Genomic DNA, 4026 nt, shown 5'->3' with positions numbered 1-4026 from the left:
CTCCATAACCAAACGCAGGTGATCCTTGAAGTGTTTCGTTATCTTTTATATTTCTTCCTATTCCAGATTGTGCTTGTATACGTACACCATTGCCAATAACCAAGTGTCCTGCAATACCTACTTGTCCTCCAATTTGGCAATTTTCGCCAACTTTAGTAGACCCAGCTATTCCCGTTTGCGCAGCTATAACAGTGTTTTTTCCAATCTCTACGTTATGCGCTATTTGTATCTGGTTATCTAATTTTACTCCTTTTCGTATTACGGTAGACCCTAGTGTTGCTCTATCTATAGTCGTTGCTGCACCGATATCTACAAAGTCTTCTAGAATAACATTACCAATTTGTGGTATTTTTTTATACTCTCCATTATCTTGAGGCGCAAAACCAAAGCCGTCTGCTCCTATTATTGCTCCAGAATTTATAACGCAATATTTTCCTATAATAGATTCTGAGTAAATTTTTGCTCCAGAAAACACAATAGTGCCCTCACCTATTACTACATTATCGCCTATATAAACATTGGGAAATATCTTAACGTTATCCTCTATAACAACATTGTCTCCTATGTAAGAAAAGGCCCCGACATATACATCTTCACCCAGTTTTGAGGATTCCGATATTACCGATGGCTGTTCTACACCAAACTTATTTAGCTTTACTTTATTATAATACTCTAATAATTTTGAAAAGGATTGATAGGCGTCCTCTACTTTTATTAAAGTTGCTGTTAATTCTTGCTCTGGAATAAAATCCTTATTAACAATCACTATAGATGCCTGAGTGGTATATACATAAGGTGTATACTTAGGGTTTGCTAGAAAAGTTAATGCCCCTTCTTCTCCCTCTTCTATTTTTGATAATTTAGAAACTTCTATTTGCGAATTACCGACAACATCACCTTCTAAAATTCCTGCTATTTGTTCTGCTTTAAACTTCATTATCCGCAAAAATAGAAAAAATTATCACATTTTTTCTTTTGGGTAGCATATATAATATTTAGTTACTGGTTTTGACAGTGCTTTTAAATTTAATTGATCGGAAGCTTTTACTATATCTTCTGTTTTTCCGTTTTTATATAAAATCTTTATACCTTGCTTTTTTTGTTGGTATGCTTGATTTGTAACCGAACCGGTGAACACAAAGTAATCTGCTTCATCTTCAGAAATATTATACATTGCTATTAAAGCTTCTTGATGCTTTATAACTTGTTCTTTTTTAACTGGTTTTTTCTTGAGTTTAATTTTAAGAAGATTTCTATTTAATATCATTTCGCATAGATTTTTTAAAACAAAATCTTCATGAAATTGCCAAGTTTTCATTGCAGACACAATATCATAATCATCTAACTTTGAAAATACTTCTAAGCTTTCTGTATTAAAATCTTTTAAAGAAATCTCATTATTCAAAAAGTAAGACAACGCTTTACTAGCTTCTAAAATCACACCATTTTTGGTTAACTCTTTTGCACGTTTTAAAACTCTAATCACTAATTGTTCTCCAACTAAACTAGTTTTATGCAAATAGACTTGCCAATACATTAAACGCCTTGCTACCAAAAATTTCTCTACACTATAAATCCCTTTATATTCTATTACTAACTCATCGTTTTTTACATTTAGCATGGTTACTAAACGTTCGCTGTTAATATTTCCTTCGGCAACTCCAGTATAAAAACTATCTCTTTTTAAATAGTCTGACCTATCCATATCTAATTGACTTGAAATAAGCTGACACATAAACTTTCTATTATATTCCCCTTTAAATATTTTAATTGCTAATGTTAAATCGCCGTTAAATTCTTTATTTAATTGCTCCATAAAAAGCATGGAAATATACTCATGAGAAACCCCATTAACGATACTATGTTCCATAGCATGAGAAAATGGACCATGTCCTATATCATGCAATAAAATAGCTATATATAGTGCGTTTTCTTCTGCTTCTGAAATCTTAACCCCCTTAAAACGAAGGACATTAACTGCTTTTTGCATTAAATGCATACAACCAATAGCGTGCTGAAATCTTGTATGATGTGCTCCAGGATAAACGAGATAGGACAACCCCATTTGTGTTATACGACGCAACCTCTGAAAATATCTATGTTCGATTAAATCGAAAATTAAAGAGTTAGGGATTGTAATAAATCCGTAAATTGGATCGTTTAAAATCTTAAGTTTGTTAATTGTTTGCAAGCTTCTATAATTACTTATTAATAATATTTAAACAAATATACATGAACACTATCAATATTCTTTGGGTTGACGATGAAATAGATTTATTAAAGCCTCATATTCTTTTTCTTGAGAAGAAAAATTACAACGTTACAACTTGTAACAGTGGTACAGAAGCTTTAGAAATTTTAGATGAGAGCACATTTGATATTGTTTTTTTAGATGAAAATATGCCTGGTTTAACAGGTTTAGAAACTTTAAATGAAATAAAAGAAAAACAAGACACGCTTCCTGTAGTAATGATAACTAAAAGTGAAGAGGAATATATTATGGAAGAAGCTATTGGTAATAAAATAGCAGATTACTTGATTAAACCTGTAAATCCTAATCAAATTTTATTAAGTTTAAAAAGAAACTTAGACCATTCTCGACTTGTTTCTGAAAAAACAACATCCAACTACCAGCGTGAGTTTAGAAAAATTGCCATGGATTTATCTATGGTAAATTCTTATGAAGAATGGGTAGCACTTTATCAAAAATTAATCTATTGGGAAATACAGCTAGAAGATATTGAAGACATTGGAATGTTCGAGATATTAGAATCTCAAAAAAATGAAGCCAATATACAATTTGGTAAGTTTATAGATAAAGAATACCCAACTTGGTTTGAACCTAATACAGATGCTCCTACCTTATCTCATAACTTATTTAAAGATAAAATTGCCCCTCAGTTAAGTAAAGAACAACCAACACTTTTAGTTGTTATAGATAATTTGCGTTATGACCAATGGAAAGCTTTTGAACCTGCTGTTAACAACCATTATAAAAAAGAAACTGAAGAAGCTTTTTTTAGTATACTACCAACAGCAACACAATATGCTCGTAACGCCATATTTTCTGGGTTAATGCCTAGTGATATGGAAAAACTACACCCAGAGTATTGGAAAAACGATACAGATGAAGGAGGTAAAAACCTACATGAAGCAGATTTTCTAGAAGCTCAAATGAGACGCCTAGGGTTAACACACTTAAAGCATGAATACTATAAAATCACCAATTTAAAATCAGGAAAAAAGTTAGCAGATAACTTTAGAGGGTTAAAAAATAACGATTTAACTGTTGTTGTTTATAATTTTGTAGACATGCTATCTCATTCTAAAACAGAGATGGACGTTGTTAAAGAGCTAGCTTCAAATGATAAAGCTTACCGCTCATTAACTCAAAGTTGGTTTAAAAACTCGCCACTTTTAGAAATGATTCAACATGCACAACAATTAGGCTTTAAACTAATTTTAACTACAGATCACGGTACTATAAATGTAAAAAACCCATCGAAAGTAATAGGCGATAGAGATACTAGCTTGAATTTAAGATATAAAACAGGAAGAAGCTTAAGCTATGAGGATAAAGATGTCCTAGCCGCTAAAGATCCTAAAACAATACATTTGCCATCATTATCAATGAATAGCTCCTTCATTTTTGCAAAAAGTGATTTGTTTTTTGCCTACCCTAACAACTACAACCATTATGTAAGTTATTACAGAAACACATATCAACATGGAGGTGTGTCTTTAGAAGAAATGATAATTCCTTTTGTTGTTTTAAATCCTAAATAAAACCAAGAAAAGTTTTAAATTTGCTCATCAAAAATTATTAGAGTTTTGACAATAAATTACTCACTTGAAGCTATAGAGACTGTAGCAAAGCAAATTATACAATACACAACCTCCAAAGTCTTACTTTTTAATGGAGACATGGGGGTTGGTAAAACAACACTTATAAAAGAATTAGTGAGATTATTAGGCAGCGAAGATACCATTAGCAGCCCTACTTACTCATTAGTTAACGAATATAAA

4 protein-coding genes are annotated in these 4026 nt (G+C 31.5%); 2 read left to right on the top strand and 2 right to left on the bottom strand.

Going from position 1 to position 4026, the window contains the following annotated elements:
• Positions 1-937, bottom strand: a 937-nt coding sequence (gene lpxD, locus ACVC2P_RS19870; RefSeq protein ID WP_452600192.1) for a UDP-3-O-(3-hydroxymyristoyl)glucosamine N-acyltransferase, incomplete at its 3' end; no start/stop codon positions are given.
• 24 nt (positions 938-961) lie between these two features.
• Positions 962-2191: an HD domain-containing protein gene (locus tag ACVC2P_RS19865; protein ID WP_452600191.1), complete on the bottom strand. Its 1230-nt coding sequence runs from the start codon at positions 2189-2191 to the stop codon at positions 962-964.
• A 41-nt stretch (positions 2192-2232) separates the two neighbouring features.
• On the opposite strand from ACVC2P_RS19865, the gene porX reads away from it, so the two are divergent.
• Positions 2233-3786 carry a T9SS response regulator signal transducer PorX gene (gene porX, locus ACVC2P_RS19860; RefSeq protein WP_452600190.1) on the top strand — a complete coding sequence of 518 codons (1554 nt, stop codon included), beginning with the start codon at positions 2233-2235 and terminating at the stop codon, positions 3784-3786.
• A gap of 45 nt (positions 3787-3831) precedes the next feature.
• On the top strand, positions 3832-4026 hold a 195-nt coding region (locus ACVC2P_RS19855; protein WP_452600189.1), incomplete at its 3' end, for a tRNA (adenosine(37)-N6)-threonylcarbamoyltransferase complex ATPase subunit type 1 TsaE.

This window comes from Pontimicrobium sp. MEBiC01747 (assembly GCF_053601635.1).
Note: the sequence above shows the minus strand (reverse complement) of the source record. Positions and strands in the feature narration are given on the sequence as shown.

Excerpts from the sequence above, each read along its gene's own strand:
- porX (WP_452600190.1), top strand. The coding sequence starts at position 2,233 with ATGAACACTATCAATATTCTTTGGGTTGACGATGAAATAGATTTATTA.